This window comes from Nocardioides sp. AN3 (assembly GCF_054653495.1).
Genome location: NZ_BAAIGC010000017.1, coordinates 41,760 through 57,272, shown reverse-complemented (window position 1 = coordinate 57,272; position 15,513 = coordinate 41,760). Strand labels below are relative to the sequence as shown.

General features: G+C 71.6%; 11 protein-coding genes. 7 read left to right on the top strand and 4 right to left on the bottom strand.

The window, feature by feature from the left end; all coding sequences use genetic code 11:
• Window positions 1-3 precede the first annotated feature (3 nt).
• Window positions 4-396 (top strand): DUF3017 domain-containing protein, encoded by a 393-nt coding sequence (locus ACYQ1K_RS17995; protein ID WP_459984672.1) that lies wholly within the window; start codon window positions 4-6, stop codon window positions 394-396.
• Between the two features lie 86 nt (window positions 397-482).
• The gene (locus ACYQ1K_RS17990; protein WP_459984588.1) at window positions 483-1,295 is read left to right on the top strand and encodes an alpha/beta fold hydrolase; all 813 of its coding nucleotides are present in this window, start codon (window positions 483-485) and stop codon (window positions 1,293-1,295) included.
• A gap of 16 nt (window positions 1,296-1,311) precedes the next feature.
• Here ACYQ1K_RS17990 and ACYQ1K_RS17985 read toward each other — a convergent pair whose 3' ends face one another.
• Complete coding sequence (locus tag ACYQ1K_RS17985; protein ID WP_459984586.1) at window positions 1,312-2,292, bottom strand: malate dehydrogenase; 981 nt, start codon at window positions 2,290-2,292, stop codon at window positions 1,312-1,314.
• Window positions 2,293-2,357: 65 nt separating this feature from the next.
• Here ACYQ1K_RS17985 and ACYQ1K_RS17980 point away from each other — a divergent pair, with 65 nt between their 5' ends.
• A complete protein-coding gene (locus ACYQ1K_RS17980) occupies window positions 2,358-3,125 on the top strand; it encodes a hypothetical protein (protein WP_459984584.1) in 768 nt (255 codons plus the stop codon).
• 13 nt (window positions 3,126-3,138) lie between these two features.
• On the opposite strand, the gene ACYQ1K_RS17975 is transcribed toward ACYQ1K_RS17980, so the two are convergent.
• Complete coding sequence (locus ACYQ1K_RS17975) at window positions 3,139-4,167, bottom strand: MIP/aquaporin family protein (protein WP_459984582.1); 1,029 nt, start codon at window positions 4,165-4,167, stop codon at window positions 3,139-3,141.
• 152 nt (window positions 4,168-4,319) lie between these two features.
• Here ACYQ1K_RS17975 and ACYQ1K_RS17970 point away from each other — a divergent pair, with 152 nt between their 5' ends.
• The 3 genes from ACYQ1K_RS17970 (at window position 4,320) to ACYQ1K_RS17960 (ending at window position 10,886) form a co-directional block, all read left to right on the top strand.
• Window positions 4,320-6,518, top strand: a complete 2,199-nt coding sequence (locus ACYQ1K_RS17970; protein ID WP_459984579.1) for an NADP-dependent isocitrate dehydrogenase — start codon at window positions 4,320-4,322, stop codon at window positions 6,516-6,518.
• A gap of 63 nt (window positions 6,519-6,581) precedes the next feature.
• Window positions 6,582-7,283, top strand: coding sequence for a DNA alkylation repair protein (locus ACYQ1K_RS17965; protein WP_459984577.1), 702 nt, complete (start codon window positions 6,582-6,584; stop codon window positions 7,281-7,283).
• A 63-nt stretch (window positions 7,284-7,346) separates the two neighbouring features.
• Window positions 7,347-10,886, top strand: a complete 3,540-nt coding sequence (locus ACYQ1K_RS17960) for an ATP-binding cassette domain-containing protein (protein WP_459984575.1) — start codon at window positions 7,347-7,349, stop codon at window positions 10,884-10,886.
• 649 nt (window positions 10,887-11,535) lie between these two features.
• Here the strand turns inward: ACYQ1K_RS17960 and ACYQ1K_RS17955 are convergent.
• Together ACYQ1K_RS17955 and ACYQ1K_RS17950 are read right to left on the bottom strand one after the other, a co-directional pair.
• Entirely contained in the window at window positions 11,536-12,489 is a 954-nt protein-coding gene (locus tag ACYQ1K_RS17955; protein ID WP_459984572.1) for a glycosyltransferase family 2 protein, read from the bottom strand.
• A complete protein-coding gene (locus ACYQ1K_RS17950; RefSeq protein ID WP_459984569.1) occupies window positions 12,486-14,105 on the bottom strand; it encodes a glycosyltransferase family 39 protein in 1,620 nt (539 codons plus the stop codon). Before ACYQ1K_RS17950 ends, ACYQ1K_RS17955 begins: the two co-directional genes overlap by 4 nt.
• Before the next feature lie 175 nt (window positions 14,106-14,280).
• Here ACYQ1K_RS17950 and ACYQ1K_RS17945 point away from each other — a divergent pair, with 175 nt between their 5' ends.
• Window positions 14,281-15,507, top strand: a complete 1,227-nt coding sequence (locus tag ACYQ1K_RS17945) for an MFS transporter (RefSeq protein WP_459984567.1) — start codon at window positions 14,281-14,283, stop codon at window positions 15,505-15,507.
• Window positions 15,508-15,513: the final 6 nt, after the last annotated feature.

Genomic DNA, 15,513 nt, shown 5'->3' with positions numbered 1-15,513 from the left:
GTCGTGCACGAGAGCGAGGAGTCCCCGGCGGAGCCGGGTGGCGTCCCCTCCCCGGAGGAGGTCGAGGCCGAGCTCGTCGCTGCCGGTGTGCAGGAGCCGTCGGGCACCGCGGGAGCCGAGCGTCGCTACCCCTCGACCATCGGCGGGGCCTGCTACCTGGCGGTGCTGGCGGTCGTCGTGCTCGGCCTGGTCGTCACGGCGACCGGTCACTGGCGCGGCGGGGTGCACCTCATCGCGGGGGCGCTCGTCGCCGCAGCGGCGTTCCGGCTGGTGCTGCCCTCGCGCGACGCAGGGATGCTCGCCGTCCGAAGCCGCGCGCTGGACTGCGTGTTGCTGGCGGTCATGGGGATCGCTCTCTGGATCCTCGCGGGCACGATCCCCGATCAGCCATCCTGACACGGGTCCTGCTGCCGCCAAAGTGTCTGTGACGCCGTGTACCGTGTAAATCAGGCCGTCTCGAGGTCTGGGTCCAGGAGGACGACATGGTGCTGGCATACGAGCGGACCGGCAGCGGAGAGCCGCTGGTCCTCATCCACGGGATCGGCCACCGCCGTCAGGCGTGGTATCCGGTCCTCGACCGGCTGGCGGAGGAGTACGACGTCGTCGCGCTCGATCTGCCGGGCCACGGCGAGAGCCGCGACGAGCTCGACCCGTCCCTCCCGGTCCGTGACGCGCTGAGCCAGTCCCTCGAGGAGACCTTCGCCGAGCTCCGCATCGAGCAGCCGCACGTCGTCGGCAACTCACTCGGTGGCCTGATCGCGCTGGAGGCGGGACAGGACGGGCTTGCCCGGAGCGTCACCGCGCTCTCGCCAGCCGGCTTCTGGGGCGGGCCGGTCGACTTCCTCTACGTCCGCGCGCTCTTCGGCGCCGTGCTCACCACCGCTCGCGTCACCGAGCCCGCCGCCCGCCGGCTCCTGGCGACGCGGGCCGGGCGCACGCTGATGTTCGGCTGGCTTCACACGCGGCCATGGGCCGTCGATCCCGAGCTCGCCAGCGGGGACTTCGCGAACATGCTGGCGGCGGCGCCCACGATCGCACGGCTCTTCGCCGCCGCCTATCCGTACGCCGTCTCCGAGGACGCCGTCAACGTGCCGACGACCATCGCGTGGAGCGAGCGCGACCTGGTGCTGCTGCCCTACCAGGCTCGACGGGCGCGGCAGCTGCTGCCGCACGCGCAGCACCTCACGTTGCACGGTGTCGGGCATGTGCCCATGCCCGACGATCCGGCCCTCGTCGTCAGGACCATCCAGCAGGGCACTCAGGCGGCCGAGTCGGTGCTGCGCTCCATCGCCTGAGTGCCTCGCCGCTTTGTCAGATCAGGCCGAGCGACCGGACGGCGTCGGCCTCCTCCTGGAGCTCGCCGACGGAGGCGTCGATGCGGCTGCGGGAGAAGTCGCCGATCTCGAGGTCGGGGACGATCCGCCAGCTGCCGCTCTCGGCCGTCACGGGGAAGGACGAGACCAGCCCCTCCGGGACGCCGTAGGAGCCGTCGGAGACGACCGCCATGGACTGCCAGTCGTCGGCGGGCGTGCCGAACAGCCAGCTGCGTGCCGAGTCGATCGTCGCCGAGGCCGCCGAGGCGGCCGAGGAGAGCCCGCGAGCCTCGATGATGGCCGTGCCGCGCTTGGCCACGGTCGGGATGAAGTCGTTCTCGATCCACTCCTGGTCGACGAGCTCGGAGGCGGGCCGGCCGTCCACCAGGGCGTGGAAGAGGTCGGGATACTGCGTCGCGGAGTGGTTGCCCCAGATGGTCATCCGGCTGATGTCGTGGGGCGCCGCGCCCGTCTTGCGGGCGAGCTGGGCGATCGCGCGGTTGTGGTCCAGACGGGTCAGGGCGGCGAAGCGGTCGCGCGGGATGTCGGGTGCGTTCGCGGCGGTGATGAGGGCGTTGGTGTTCGCCGGGTTGCCGGTGACCTGGATGCGGACGTTGTCGGCGGCCGACTCGTTCAGCGCGCGACCCTGCGCGGTGAAGATCGCGCCGTTGGCCTCGAGCAGGTCCTTGCGCTCCATCCCGGCGCTGCGCGGACGCGCGCCGACGAGGAGCGCGAGCTCGACACCGTCGAAGACCTGCTTGGGGTCGTCGCCGATCTCGATGCCCGCCAAGTGGGGGAAGGCGCAGTCGTCGAGCTCCATGACGACGCCTTCGAGGGCCTTGAGCGCGGGAGTGATCTCGAGGAGCCGCAGCTCGATCTCGCGATCACCGCCCAGCGCCCCTGCGGCGATGCGGAAGAGCAGGCTGTAGCCGATCTGACCGGCGGCACCGGTGACCGCCACCTTGAGAGGAGTGCTCACGCCCTGCACCGTAGCGGAGGAGTGAGCCACGCAACAGGGAGCCGCGCACAGGGCATGCTTACGGCGTGCTCGTACGTCGGACGCTGACCGCCCTCCTGCTCGCGACGGGGCTGGCGACACTGGCCGGCGGTTGCGGGACGTTCGCGCAGTCGTACGCGCCCGCAGGCGTCGACGAGCTGACGATCCCCACGCCGAGCCCGGACCCCGCGGACTTCGTCAGCCGCGTCGACAACCCGTGGCTCGCCTTCTCGTCCGGCGAGACCCGCACCTATGACGTGACCGGCGTCGGGTCGCTCGGGGCGATCAGGACCGTCGTGGTCCTGCCCGGGCACGTCGCCGTCGCCGGCGTGGCGACGACCGCCGTCCGGACGACCCTGACCGGCATGCCTCCCGGGAGCCTGGCCGGGCAGGCCGCCACGCCGGCCCCCACCCCGACCCCGGCCCCGACGCCGGCCCCGACGCAGGCCTCCACGCCGGCCCCCACGTCGGCGCAGGCGTGGACCGACTACTACGCGCAGGACGCCGACGGCAACGTCTGGTGGTTCGGTCACGAGGCGGCGACCGGGAGCTGGCGTGCCGGTATGGGCGGCGCTGAGGCCGGCCTGGCGATGGCGGCGCGCCCGCGGACCGCGGACGGCTACCGGACGGCGTACCTCCCCGGGGTCGTCGAGGACGTCGCCACGGTCGTGCAGGCTGACCGCAACACGGTGCAGGCCGATGTGACCTCCCGGCTGGAGCCCGGTGGCGTGGTGCGCGAGATCTTCCAGCGCGGCTCCGGGCTGGTCACCCGGATCGACGCGGTGACCGGCGAGCTCGACCGGCTACGACACTGACTCGGGAGCCGAGTCAGGACTGGGGGTCGCCGGGGTGTGGCTCCTGCAGGGGCTTCCACTGCTGGGCGGCGTAGTCCCACTCCCAGCCGTCCTGGATGATCCGCGGCTGCGCGGCCGGGTCGGCGATCATGGTCTGCTCGGCGGCCGTCGGCTCCTCGGCGGCCGCGGACTGTGGGGGGATCGCCGCGCTGGTCGCATCGAGATCCTCCTGGTTCCACTGCTGCTGGAACGAGTCGGGGGCGCCATAGCCGGGGACGGCGCCGGGCGCGACCTCCGGGGTCCCCTGCACGGGGCCGGGCACCGGAGTGGCCGCCCGGGCCCCGAACCGCCATCCGGAGCCCAGCACCGGCTCGGTGGCGTGACCGAAGAGCAGCGGGTAGACCACGCCCGCCGCGGCGCCACCCACGAGCGGCGCGAGGATGAAGAGCCAGAGCTGCACGACGTTGGCGCCGCCGGCGAACAGCGCCGGGCCGATCGAGCGGGCCGGGTTGACCGACGTGCCGGTCAGCGGGATGGCGACGAAGTGGATCGCAGCGAGCGTGAAGCCGATCGCGAGAGGGGCGAGCGCCGGGTGCTCGTTGCGCTCGTCGGTGACGCCCAGGATGATCGTGACGAAGATGGCGGTGATGATGAGCTCGACCAGGAACGCCGCCCACCAGTGCAGGTGGACCGCGGAGTAGTCGCCGTACCCGTTCTGCCCCATGTGGTGGCTCGTGTCATAGCCCGGCACGCCCTGCACGATGATGAACAGCACGAGCGCCGCAACGATCGCCGCCGCGACCTGGGTGATCACGTAGGCCGGGACCTGCTTCCAGGCGAAGCGGCCGCCGACGGCCGCGCCGACGGTCACGGCGGGGTTGAAGTGGCCACCGGAGATGCGCCCGAACGCATAGACCCCGATCACGACGGTGATGCCGAAGGTGAAACCGGTGGCGACGACGTCGGCGTTGGTGGCGATCGCCGCCCCGCAGCCGAGCATCACGAGGATGAAGGTGCCGAGGGCCTCGGCAGCGAGCTTCTGAACCTGCTCCGACTTCTGCATGCTCGGGACTCTAGTCCCAGACGGTCACTTTCCGTGGGAGCCGTGCAGTGCGAAGGTGAGCGTGGGGACGACGTCAGGTATCTTGACGTCAAGCGATCTTCGCAACGTTGTCAGAGTCCCACCGCCCACCAGGCTCAGGAGTGACGCCGCACATGGCTGGAAACGCACGGATCATCTACACCCACACCGACGAGGCGCCCCTGCTGGCGACGTACTCGTTCCTGCCGATCGTGCAGGCGTACGCCGCGAAGGCCGGCGTGGAGGTGGAGACCCGCGACATCTCGGTGGCTGCGCGTATCCTCAGCGCCTTCGGCCTCGCCGACGACGCGCTGACCGAGCTGGGCGAGCTGGCCAAGACGCCGGACGCCAACATCATCAAGCTCCCCAACATCTCCGCCTCCATCCCGCAGCTCAAGGCCGCGATCAAGGAGCTCCAGGCCCAGGGGCACGCGGTCCCGGACTACCCGGACGACCCGCAGACGGCCGAGGAGAGGGAGATCCGGGCGAAGTTCGACAAGGTCAAGGGCTCGGCCGTCAACCCGGTCCTGCGCGAGGGCAACTCCGACCGCCGCGCACCGCTGTCGGTGAAGAACTACGCCAAGGCGCACCCGCACCGCAACAAGCCCTTCGCCGACGGCTCGAAGACGGCCGTCGCCACCATGGGCGAGCATGACTTCCGGTCCAACGAGAAGTCGGTCACCGTCGCGGCCGACGACACGCTGTCGATCGTCCTCGAGACGGCCGGTGGCGACACCATCGTCCTCAAGGACGGCCTCGAGGTGCTGGCCGGTGAGATCGTCGACGCCACCAAGATGGACGTCGCCCACCTCCAGGCCTTCCTCCGCAACGCCCTCGCCACGGCCAAGGCCGAGGACGTGCTCTTCTCGGTCCACCTCAAGGCGACGATGATGAAGGTCTCCGACCCGATCATCTTCGGGCACGTGGTCAAGGCCTACTTCCACGACGTCTTCGAGAAGTACGGCGCCGACCTGGCCGCCGCCGGCCTCTCCGCCAACGACGGGCTCGGCGCGATCCTGGCCGGTCTGTCGTCCCTGCCCAACGGGGACGAGATCAAGGCCGCCTTCGACGCCGCGCTGGCCGACGGCCCGCGGCTCTCCTACGTCAACTCCGACAAGGGCATCACCAACCTGCACGTGCCCTCCGACGTGATCGTCGACGCCTCGATGCCGGCCCTCGTGCGCAACGGCGGTCGGCTCTGGGGCGCGGACGGCGGCGAGGACGACACCCTCGCCGTCATCCCGGACTCCTCCTACGCCGGCGTCTACCAGACGGTCATCGAGGACACCATCGAGCACGGCCCGCTCGACCCGGCCACGATCGGCACCGTCCCCAACGTCGGCCTCATGGCGCAGGCGGCCGAGGAGTACGGCTCGCACGACAAGACCTTCGAGATCCAGGCCGCCGGCACCGTCCGGGTCCTGGCCTCCAACGGTGACGTCCTCCTCGAGCACGACGTCGAGGCCGGCGACATCTGGCGCGCCTGCCAGACCAAGGACGTGCCGGTCCGCGACTGGGTGAAGCTGGCCGTGAGCCGCGCCCGTGCCTCGCAGACGCCCGCCGTCTTCTGGCTGGACGAGACCCGCGCGCACGACGCCCAGCTGATCAAGAAGGTCGCCGCCTACCTGCCCGAGCACGACACCGAGGGCCTCGAGATCAAGATCCTCGCGCCCACCCTCGCGACGGCGTACTCGCTGGAGCGCATGCGCCGCGGCGAGGACACCATCTCGGTGACCGGCAACGTGCTGCGCGACTACAACACCGACCTCTTCCCGATCCTCGAGGTCGGCACGTCGGCCAAGATGCTCTCGATCGTCCCGCTGATCGCCGGCGGCGGCCTCTTCGAGACGGGAGCGGGCGGCTCGGCCCCCAAGCATGTGCAGCAGCTGGTCGAGGAGAACTACCTGCGCTGGGACAGCCTCGGCGAGTTCTTCGCGCTCGCACCGTCGCTGGAGCTCTACGCCGACCAGGCCGACGCTCCCGCAGCCAAGGTGCTCGCCGCGACCCTCGACCGGGCGACCGGCACGTTCCTGGAGAACGACCGCTCCCCGGGTCGCAAGATCGGCACCATCGACAACCGCGGCTCGCACTTCTACCTCGCGCTCTACTGGGCGCAGGAGCTGGCCGCCCAGACCGAGGACGCCGACCTGGCCGCGGCGTTCAAGCCGCTCGCGGAGAAGCTCGCCGCCGAGGAGAAGACGATCGTCGAGGAGCTGATCGCGGTCCAGGGCAAGCCCGCCGACATCGGCGGCTACTACTTCCCCGACCCCGAGAAGACCGCCGCCGTCATGCGCCCGAGCGCGACGCTGAACGGGGCGATCGCCTCGTTCTGACGCCGTGCCTCGTTGGTCGAGGAGGCCGCGAGGAACGAGCGGGCGTATCGAGACCGTGGTTTCATGAGCGCCGACGCCGACGCCGACGCCGACGACCTGGTGGCCGCGGTCCGCAGCACGCTGCGGGCCGCGGCTGACCCGTCTCGGGCGCCGGGTCAGCAGGCGTACATGAAGTCGACGATGCCCTTCCTCGGTGTGCGCGTGCCCGAGGTGCGCCGACTTGTTCGTCGCGAGGTGGCCGAGCGGGCCGAGAAGCGGCCCGAGATGCTGTTGGGCGCGGCCGAGCGCCTCTGGGAGGAGGCCGAGCATCGCGAGGAGCGGTACGCCGCCCTCGCGCTGCTGGCGCTGCCGCCGCTGCGCGGGGACTGGTCGCTCGTGCCCTTTCTCGAGCGCGTCGCGCGGACGGGGGCGTGGTGGGACTACGTCGACGAGGCCGCCCATCGGGTGGCCGACCTGCACGACGCCCATCCAGTGGGGACGGCTGCCATCGTGCGAGCCTGGTCGCGTGACGACTTCCTGTGGGTGCGTCGGCTTGCCATCCTGAGCCAGCTCGGGCGGCGCGGCCGCATCGACGTCGATCTCCTGGCCGAGGTCGTCGAGCCCAACCGCGCCGACACCTCGTTCTTCATCCGGAAGGCCATCGGCTGGGCGCTGCGGGAGGCCTCGTCGGTCGACCCCGACTGGGTGCGCGCCTACGTCGAGGACCATCCGCTCAGCGGCCTCAGCCGGCGGGAGGCGTTGAAGCGTCTGGGCCGCCGCCGCTGAGCGTCGGCGGAGGTGGAAAACCAGGAGAGAACTGTCGGTCCGGACACGTAGCGTCGGTCCTTGATGACCGACACCCTCACCCCGTCCTCCTCGACCGACCGGACCGCGCCGGCGGCGCTGCCGGATGACCCGTCCCGGCGGGTCGACTGGCGCCGCCTGCGGGGACCGGTGACGGTCGCCGCGCTCACGGCAGCCGCTGTGGCGGCCGTGAGCGCGACGCTGGGCACGGTGGTCGCCGGTCGGCTCGCCGAGGACCCGAGCCGTCACCTCGTCGCGCTGCTTGCGCTCTGTGCGATCGGCGCTGCGGTTGTGGACACGGCCGGCAAGGTGACGTGGGTCGGCGTCTCGGACCGCGTCGAGGGCAGGCTTCGCGAGGACGTCCTCCGCGCGGCGATGCGCCAGCCGCTCGCGGCACTCAACGAGCAGGCGGTCGGCGAGATCCTCGACCGGGTCGACGACGACTCGCACGAGGTCGGCAACCTGATGCGCTGGCAGCTGTGGATGCTCTTCCGCGCCCTGTTCGCGACGCTCCCCATGTGGATCGTCGCGGGGGTCACCTGGTGGCCCGCCTTCGTCCTGTTCCCCGTCCTCGGCGCGGTGACGTGGCTCGCGATCCGTCGGCTGCTCCAGGAGATCGCCAGGCGCAAGGTCGTCGAGGAGATGGCGTGGACCGACCACGCCGCCGTGCTCGAGGAGGGGATCGCCGGGCGCGACGACCTGCGGACCAGCCTCGGTCAAGCACACGTCGTCGGCCGGGTCGCCGCCCTGTCGGCCACCGTGCACGCGAGGTTCCGTGCCGTCGTCGACATCGAGGCCAAGGTGGCCAGGCGCGCCGGTGTGCTCCTCCACGCATTGCTGGCCGGGGTCGGGCTCGCCGGTGTCGCCCTCGCCATGGACGACCAGCTCTCGGTCGCGCGGCTGGTGACCCTGTTCCTCGTCACCTCGACCTTCGTCGGCCAGATCGCGATGCTCGCCAACCACCTCCCGGACCTCCAGGCCGGGCTGGGCGCGGTCATCCGGCTGCGCCAGATGCTCGCCGTCGAGCCGGAGCCGGAGGGCGGCCGGGCGGTGCCTCCCGGCTCGGCCGTGGGGATCGCCGTTCGCGACCTCGACTTCTCCTACGCCGAAGGCCCGTTCGCCCTGCAGGGCGTCGACCTGACGGTCCCCGCGGGGCAGACGATGGCCCTCGTGGGGCGGACCGGCTCGGGCAAGTCGACCCTGGCCTCGCTGGTCTCGCGAGCGGTCGAGCCGCCCCGCGGCGCCGTCTTCGTCGGTGGCGTCGACGTGCGGGAGCTCGACCTGCAGCGGCTGCGTGCGGCGGTCGGGGTCGTCACCCAGCGCACCGAGATCCTCGCCGGCACCCTCGCCGAGAACATCGCCCTCTTCGACGACGACCTGCCCCGCGACGCCATCGAGTCGGCCGTCGCCACGCTCGGGCTCGCCGGATGGGTCGCCGGCCTGCCGGACGGCCTCGACACCCTGCTCGGCCCCGGCGGCACCTCGCTGTCGGCGGGGGAGGAGCAGCTGGTCGCCTTCGCGCGTCTGTTGGTCCGAGACGTGCGCATCGTCATCCTGGACGAGGCCACCGCCCGGATGGATCCGCTCACCGAGCGGCGTGTCGTCGCGGCCGCCGACCGGTTGCTCGCAGGGCGCACGGGTGTGCTGATCGCCCACCGGCTGACGACGATCGAGCGTGCACCGCTGGTCGCCGTGCTCGACCACGGTCGAGTCGTCCAGCAGGGACCGCGCATCGAGCTCGCTGCCGTCCCCGGACCCTTCCGGGACCTGCTCGAGGCGAGCCGGGACCGCCAGGAGCTGGCGGTCGACGTGTCGCCGGCCGCTCACCCGAGCCTCGACGACGTGGCCGGGGTCGGCGGTCGGCGGAGGTCGGGCCCGGCACCCACGCCGCCCGACGTCGGTGCCGGACCGTCTCTGGCCCGCGGCATCGCTCACGCGCTGCTGCTGCGGCCCGAGTGGGGCGTGGCTGGCGCGGTGCTGTTCCTCCTGGCCTCGTTGAGCGGCGCTCAGGGCGCCTTCACCGGCCTCATCTGGGGCCACGTCGTCGAGTCGCTCGAGCAGGGCGGGTCGCCCCGCTGGCTTATGCTCGCCCTCGTTGTCAGCCTCATCGCGGCGCCCCTCATGCTGGCCGATGCCTTCTGGCGCTACCCGCGCTGGTGGGTCGAGGTCATGCTCCGCGCTCGCATGGCGGTGCTGTTCGGGCAGACCCAACAGCACCGGCTCGTGCGCACGCCGGCGGGCGAGGTGGTCGCCCGGTCGATGGACGCGGACCGGTACGCACGGTACGCCGACCGCTGGGTCGACTTCGTCAACGGACTGCTGATCGCCGGCGTCACCGCACTGATCGGCGGCACGTGGCTGGCGGGCGCTGTCCTCCTCGCGGTCATGGTCAGCTCCGCGCTCGCCTCCAGCTTGGGGCGTCCCATCGCCGGTCGCTCGGCAGCGGCCTCCTCCGCGGCGCGAGCCCGGTTCGGACGGGCCCTGGTCTCGGCGCTGGAGTCCGCTCGCACCGTGAAGCTGGCGGCTGCGACGCCGCAGGTGCACGCCCACCTCCGCAGGGTCGACGCCGGGCGCGTCTCGGCTGCCGTCAAGGAGCACCGCGTCCAGGCGGTGCTCGACGGTGTGCCGATCGTGATGGTGCAGTGCGGCGTCGTGACCGCCTGGGCCGTCTACGTCTGGGGCGGCTGGCCGCTCGCCACAGCGCTGCTCGTCGCCAACGCGGTGGCCGGATTCGACTGGTTCGGCCGCGTGGCGGGGATGGTCGTCACCGAGGCGCCCGGCACGAGGGCGTGGCAGAAGGAGACGAGTAGGTTCGCTGGCGGTGTCGACCTGATGGACCTGCCACCCGGCGTCGACCTGGTCTCCGGGTCGGCGCCTGAGCCGCTCGTCGTCGAGCGGGTGCCGCTGCGGACCCTCGAGCTGACAGGCTTCTCGGCGATCCACGAGGACGGCACCATCGGCGCCTCCGGCGTCGATCTCGACGTCGCGGCGGGCGAGCTCGTGCTGCTCGTCGGCCAGGTCGGTGCGGGCAAGTCGAGTCTGCTCTCGGCGCTGGCGGGCCTCATCGATCACCGTGGCACCATCCGGTGGAACGACCGCGTCGTCGACGATGCCGAGGTCTTCCTCCGTCCCGGTCAGGTCGCCCACGTCGCGCAGGTCCCGCGGGTGCTCTCCGGCACGTTCGCCGACAACGTGCGACTCGGTCACCAGCGCTCGTTCGACGGCCCCGTCGCCGACGCGCGTCTCGAGCCCGACATCGTCGAGGCCGGCGGCAAGGAGGCGCTCGTCGGACACCGTGGCGTGCGGCTGTCCGGTGGTCAGGTCCAGCGTCTGGCGCTGGCCCGAGCGCTGGCGACCGACGCCGAGCTGTTGCTCGCCGATGACGTCTCCAGCGCGTTGGACGCCGCGACCGAGATCGAGCTGTGGCGAGCGCTCCGGCACCGGCGAGCGACCGTCATCGGTGCGACGTCGAAGCGCGCCGCCCTCGCGCAGGCGGACCGGGTCGTCGTCCTCGTCGACGGTGAGGTCGCCGCCTCCGGGCCATGGAGCGACCTGGCTGAGGAGTGGGGACACCTCGCCGGCTGATCCCCCGAGCGGGCGCAGATGGTCGGTTGATCCGCCGTGAGTGGGCGCAGATGGTCGCCTGATGCTCGGCGAGCGGTCGCAGATGGTCGCCTGATGCTCGGCGAGCGGTCGCAGATGGTCGCCTGATGCTCGGCGAGCGGTCGCAGATGGTCGGTTGAGTTGTCCGCACATGGTGGGCCGATCCCCTGCGAACGGTCGCAGATGGTCGCGGGAGGTGGCCCGCCGATCGCCGGCGAGCAGTCGCAGATGGCCGTATGACGGGTGCGAGCGGTCGATGGTGCGCGGGCCGCTGAAGGGGCGCTGCCACATTGTGAAGAGATTCACGAGGTGGCAGCGTCCTTTCAGTCGCTCTGCGCTACGCCGGTTGCGCAGCGTCGTACGGCCGCCCCGCCGCTTCGCCCAGCGCGTTGGGCGAGTCGTCTCCCTTGGCCGACGCACGCGGGCGCCGCCTGAGCATCGAGGAAGGGCGCCCGCGTCTGGTCACCGCGGAAGGCGCGGGCATCTGCGTCCGGTGGCAGCGTCGGATGCGGCCATCTGCGTCCGCTCGCCGGGGGAGGTGCGGGCATCTGCGTCTGGTCACCGCGGAAGGCGCGGGCATCTGCGTCTGCTCGCGGGTGGGAGGTGCGGGCATCTCCGTCCGCTCGCGGAGTCAGATCTCGTGCTCGACGATGAACCGCGGCCGCCGCTTGGTCTCGGAGTAGATCTTGCCGACGTACTCCCCGACGACGCCTAGCGCAAGCATCTGCACACCGCCGATGAACCAGACCGAGACGACGGTGAACGTCCAGCCGGCGACGGCGTGACCGGTCACCTTGGCGAGGATCGCGTAGACCATCACGAGCAGCGCGATCGTCGACACGGCGGCGCCGAGCACGCCGACCGCGCGCAGGGGCCGCGTGCTGAAGGAGGTGATGCCGTCGATGGCGAAGCCGAGCATCTTGCGCAGGGGATACTTCGACTGGCCGGCGAGCCGGCTCGAGCGCTCGTAGTGCACCGTCGCCGTGCGGAAGCCGAGCAGCGGGACGAGCCCGCGGAGGAAGAGGTTGACCTCCTCGAAGCCGGCCAGCTCCCGAAGGGCGCGGCTGCTCATCAGCCGGTAGTCGGCGTGGTGCTCGACCGTGTGCGCACCGAGCTGCGTCATCAGCGCGTAGAAGCCGTGGGCCGTGCGCCGCTTGAACGCGGTGTCGCTGGAGCGGTCGTCGCGGACGCCGTACACGATCTCGGCACCCTCGCGGTGGGCCGCCAGCATCCGATCGATGGCGTGGACGTCGTCCTGCAGGTCGGCGTCGAGCGTGATCGTCACGTCCACTCGGTCGCGCAGGGTCATCAAGCCGGCGAGGAGAGCGTTCTGGTGGCCCCGGTTGCGGGAGAGCTTGATGCCGCCGAGATGAGGGTTCGCGGCGTGGAGCTTCTCGATGACCTCCCAGGTGGCGTCGGTGGACCCGTCGTCGACGAAGACGACGCGGCTGCGTCCGTCGACCTGGCCGCCGTCGACGAGGAAGGCGAGCTTGTCGGCGAGCACCTGTGCGGTGCTGGGCAGCACCTCCTCCTCGTTGTAGCAGGGGACGACGACAGCGAGCAGCGGTGGGGCGAGGTCCGTCACGCTGGTTGGTCCTTCCCGACGAGGCTCCCGGGTGCGCGTCTCGTGGTCCAGGCCGCACTCACGGCCGCGCGCAGCTGGCACGCTCCTCCGGTCATGAGGACCAGGAGGACCGGCACGTAGAGGTAAAGGTAGCGGGCCCGCGTCTCGAACAGCATGTGGAAGGCCACGAGCATGATGATCGACAGTGCGATGGGCCCGAAGAGGTCGACCCGCTCCAGCCAGCCCCGGCGCAGGATGAGCGGCACGCACACGAGCAGCAGACCGGCGAGCCAGATCGCGTCCCACATGTCGAGGGCGATGCCGTGGCGGGAGCCGTCACCGTCGTAGAAGGAGCGTGCGAAGCGGCTGATCCCGTCGCTGTTGAGCGGCGGCTTGGTCATGTGCCCCTCACCCCACTGCCCGAAGGTCCCGTATCCGACGGTCCACACCAGCTTGGAGTCGAGGAGATGCGCGTATCCGGCGGGCCCCAGCTCCGAGACGCGCTGCCGCCACAGCCGCAGGCCGAGCGCGAAGCGCTGGTCGGGCGGCGTGTTCTCCATGCGCCCGACGTCGGCGGCGTTGTAGGCCCCGACGCCGGTGGTGCCCATGGCGAGGAAGTGAGTGATCGGGAACTTCTGTGCGGGGTCGGCCTGCTCCACCGGGGTCACGCCGCCATGGTCGACGGCGTGGGGCAGCAGCGTGTGCACCGCCAGGAACGCGACCGCAGCCGCAGCAAGCGCCGTGACGTGCCGGCGACCCTGGCGCGGGCGCAGCAGGAGCGGAACGGCCACGACGGCGACGAGCGCGAACACCACGGTCGGCTTCACGGCCATGCCCACCGCGCCCACCAGCCCGATGGCCGCCCACAGGGCGATGCGCCCCCGACGGCCTGCGGTCCGGGCGAACGACGCCAGCGTCAGCAGCGCGATCGGGAAGGCCATGCCGGCGGTATCGGAGTAGAGGATGTGCAGCCAGGGGGAGAAGAAGAGGAACACGACGACGAGACCGGAGCAGAACACGGCGGCGGTGGCTCCGAGCTCGCGGCGGACCAGGACGACGGTCAGCACGGCGGGGACCGTCAGCACGATCGCGTTCACCAGCGGGAGGGCGATCGCGTACTGGTGGTCGCCGCCTCCGGCCGCATGGACCGTCGACAAGATGGCGTAGTAGACGTCCGCCAGCAACCCGTTGTTGGGGTAGATCGAGAAGTACCTGACGAAGAACTGCCCACCGTTCACGCCGAGCACCTGGTCGCGGGCCGCCGCGAAGAGGGCCCCGGGGTCGGAGGCCGGCAGCCGCGCCGTCGCGTAGGCGAGACGCAGCTCGAGGGCGACGTACAGCAGACCTGCGAACCCGACGAGAGCCAGGCGGGTGCGAGACGGCAGTCGACCGAGGAGGGCCGCGATCCGGGCGGAGACGAACAGCCAGCCGGCGAGCGCGACCACACCCACGAGGAGCAGGACGGCGGGGGAGAGGAGGTACGCCGGCCTCAGTGCGGTCTCGGCCGCGCCCTGCTGCTCGGACCGCGGGATGACACCGGGCACGAGCCGACCCGCCAGCGCGTTCACCGCGATCAGCCCGACGACGATGAACGGGACCCACCACAGCCACGACGGTCGCCGCCCGGTCTCACGCACGCGCCGCTCACCCCCATGATCGATCGGCTCGCGAAGTGTACGTGCGTCGGCATCGCTGAGCCTCATCTGCCACACACCTCCCTTCCGACGTCCGGTCGGCGGCCCGTCGGCGGGAATACCGGTGGCGCGCAGGTGGTTGCTCGCACCGTCCCCTCGGATCGACCGAAAGCGACGGATGACCGCCACCACCGAGCTCGCCCCGGCCGAGCGGACCTCCCCGTATGCCTCCCAGCATGCCGTGCTCGCCATCCTGGCGCTGGCCGTCGGCGGCTTTGCGATCGGCACCACCGAGTTCGTCACCATGGGGGTGCTGCCCCAGATCGCCGACGGCCTCGACATCTCGGTGCCGACCGCGGGACACGTCATCTCGGCGTACGCGCTCGGTGTGGTGGTCGGCGTGCCGATCCTCTCCCTCTTCGTGGCCCACCTGCCGCGCAAGGGGCTCCTGCTCGCGTTCATGGGCACGTATGCCGCCTTCAACATCCTCTCCGCGCTGGCTCCCAGCTACCCCGTCCTGATGGTGGCGCGCTTCCTCGCCGGCCTCCCGCACGGGGCCTACTTCGGCGTCGCCTCACTCGTCGCGGCGGGGCTGGTGCCGCCCGCCCGGCGCGGCCGCGCGGTGGCCAGCGTGATGCTCGGCCTCTCGGTCGCCAACGTCCTCGGCGTTCCCGCCGCGACGTGGCTCGGTCAGCACGCCGGCTGGAGGGCGACCTACCTCGCCGCCTCGGCGCTCGCGGTGCTGACCGTCGCCCTCGTCGCCGCAGCCGTCCCGCGCTCACCCGGCAACCCGGCGGCCACCGGTCGCTCGGAGGCACGCGGCTTCTTCACCAACAAGCAGGTGTGGCTGACGATGGTCGCCGGTGCGATCGGCTTCGGCGGGCTGTTCGCGATCTACTCCTACATCGGCAAGATCGCCCCCGACGTGGCCGGCCTCTCCGCGGACACGGTCCCGATCTTCGTGCTGGCCCTCGGGCTCGGCATGGTCGTCGGCACGATGCTCGCCGGGGAGCTGGCCCGCTGGTCGGTCTTCAAGAGCCTGCTGATCGGCACGATCTCCTCGGTCGCCGCCCTGCTCGTGCTGTGGCTCGTCGCACCGCACGGGTGGCTGCTGCTGCCGGCGGTCTTCCTCGTCACCACGACGGGCTCGGTCGTGGCGGTCAACATGCAGATCCGGCTGATGGACGTCTCCGGGGACTCGGTGACGCTCGGCGCCGCGATGAACCACGCCGCGCTCAACGTCGCGAACGCCCTCGGCGCCTACCTCGGCGGTCTGGCGATCGCGTGGGGCTACGGCTACCGCTCGACGGCCGTCGTCGGGGCCGGCCTGGGCGTGCTCGGCCTGGCCATCCTGCTGGTCAGCGCCCGCCTCCACCGGCGCGACGCCGTCGGCGTCTTCGACTGACCAGGT

Excerpts from the sequence above, each read along its gene's own strand:
- ACYQ1K_RS17965 (WP_459984577.1), top strand. The coding sequence starts at position 6,582 with ATGAGCGCCGACGCCGACGCCGACGCCGACGACCTGGTGGCCGCGGTC.
- ACYQ1K_RS17960 (WP_459984575.1), top strand. The coding sequence starts at position 7,347 with ATGACCGACACCCTCACCCCGTCCTCCTCGACCGACCGGACCGCGCCG.
- ACYQ1K_RS17975 (WP_459984582.1), bottom strand. The coding sequence starts at position 4,167 with ATGCAGAAGTCGGAGCAGGTTCAGAAGCTCGCTGCCGAGGCCCTCGGC.
- ACYQ1K_RS17945 (WP_459984567.1), top strand. The coding sequence starts at position 14,281 with ATGACCGCCACCACCGAGCTCGCCCCGGCCGAGCGGACCTCCCCGTAT.
- ACYQ1K_RS17970 (WP_459984579.1), top strand. The coding sequence starts at position 4,320 with ATGGCTGGAAACGCACGGATCATCTACACCCACACCGACGAGGCGCCC.
- ACYQ1K_RS17990 (WP_459984588.1), top strand. The coding sequence starts at position 483 with ATGGTGCTGGCATACGAGCGGACCGGCAGCGGAGAGCCGCTGGTCCTC.